Below are 1847 nucleotides of genomic sequence, written 5' to 3'. Positions count from 1 at the left end.
CTGCCCTCGCCCGAGGCCACGCGCGGCGCCGAGACATCGTACGTGGCGCCCCGGACCGATACCGAGCGCGCGCTCGTGGCCATCTGGGAAGAGTTGCTCCAGGTGCGGCCGATTGGAATCAGAGACCATTTCTTCCACCTCGGCGGCCATTCGCTTTTGGCGGTGCGCCTCGTGTCCGCGGTAAGTGCGCGGCTCGGGTTCGGGCTGAGCGTGGCCACGCTGTTTCAGCAATCGACGGTGGCCGCCCTGGCGGCGTCGCTGGACGGGATGGAGAAGCGACCGGCGCCCGTGGCCGCCCTCTCTCCCGCCCCGCGCGGCGCGGCCGATCCCGCGTATGCCGACCTCTCGGGGGCCGAGCGGCGGCTCTGGTTGGTCGACAAGCTCTCACCCGAGGCGCGGTCGTACCAGGTCCCGCAGACGTTCGTCATTCGAGGCGCGCTCTCGGAGCCGGCGCTGCGCCAGAGCGTGACGTTGCTCGCGAAGCGCCACGAGATCCTGCGCACGGCCTATCCCGAGGTCGATGGCGTGCCGAGGCGCGTCGTGGCGCAAAGCGTATTGATTCCGCTGCGCGTGGAGGACGTCTCGGCGCTGCCCCAAGCGGCGCGGGAAGCCGCCTTGCGCGCGCTCCTGGAGGCCGAGATCGGCGTTCGTTTCGACCTCGGTGCCGGACCGCTGACACGCGTGCTCGTCGTGACCATGGCCACCGAGCACCATTTCGTGCTCATCCTCCAGCACCACATCATCACCGACGAATGGTCCAGCGGCGTGCTGCTCTCCGAGCTCTCGCGCCTGTACGAGGCGTGCTGCCGCGGCGAGCCTGCAAATCTGCCGGCGCTTTCGTACCAGTTCGCCGACTATGCACGGGCCGAGCAGGATGCGCTCACGGGAGGCGGTTTCGAGACCTCACGAGCGTACTGGAAGGACAAGCTTGCCGGTGTGCCGCGGCTCCAGCTGCCCATTCTCCGCCCCGCCTCGGAGGGCGGCCCTGGCCCTGAAGCGAGCGTGAGCCTCCGCATTCCTCAGCATGCGAGCAGCGCGCTCTCGGCGCTCGCGCGGGACCACGGCTGCACGCCGTTCATGGCGTGGTATGCCGTCCTCACGGCGGTCCTTTCGCGCTACAGCGGCCAGAAGGATTTCGGGCTCGGCGCGGTGATCGCAAACCGCGAGGTGCCGGGCACGGCCAACCTCCTCGGCTTCTTCACGAACACGGTCGTGCTGCGGACCGACCTTTCGGGGAACCCGACGTTTGGCGAGCTGCTCTCTCGCGCGCGACGGACGTCGCTGGGCGCGTACGAGCATCAGGCGCTGACGTTCGACATCGTAATGCAAGATCAGGGGCTTTCGCGGCAGGCCGGAGAGAACCCGCTGTATGACGTGGCCTTCTTCGAGGTGACGCCTCCGGTCACCGGAGCTGCGGCCGGCTGGTCACCCGTCCTTGATGCGGCGTACGAGGGCGCGACGACGGCGAAGGACGCGCTCGCCGTGTCCATGCAACACGCAGCCGACGGGACCGTCGTGGAGGTCCTGTACGACACGAAGCGTGTCTCGCGCACGGCAGCAGAGCGCTTGTGCGGCCATTTGAGGACGCTGGTGACGGATGCCGCGACGCACCCGGACAAACGTTTGTCGGATCTGGACCTCCTGACCGAAGAGGAGACGGAGAAGCTCGCCGCCTGGAACGACACGCCAATGGCGGACCCCACTCCGTGCATTCACGAGCTCATTGCGGAGCAGGCGGCGAAGGCCCCGGGGGCCGTCGCCCTCGAGCAGGACGGACGACAGCTCAGTTATGGCGAACTCGAGGCGCAGGCAAACCGCCTGGCCCACCACCTTCGCTCCCTCGGCGT

At 68.5% G+C, this 1847-nt stretch carries 1 protein-coding gene; it reads left to right on the top strand.

What is annotated here, in order from left to right; translation table 11 throughout:
• Window positions 1–42 precede the first annotated feature (42 nt).
• The coding region (locus QHF83_RS53195) for a condensation domain-containing protein (protein WP_282425864.1) at window positions 43–1847 on the top strand (1805 nt) is incomplete at its 3' end.

The sequence above is a fragment of the Polyangium sp. 15x6 genome (assembly GCF_029960785.1).
In the GTDB taxonomy this organism is placed as follows: Bacteria; Myxococcota_A; Polyangia; order Polyangiales; family Polyangiaceae; genus Polyangium.
This window is presented reverse-complemented; position numbering and strand designations above follow the sequence as displayed.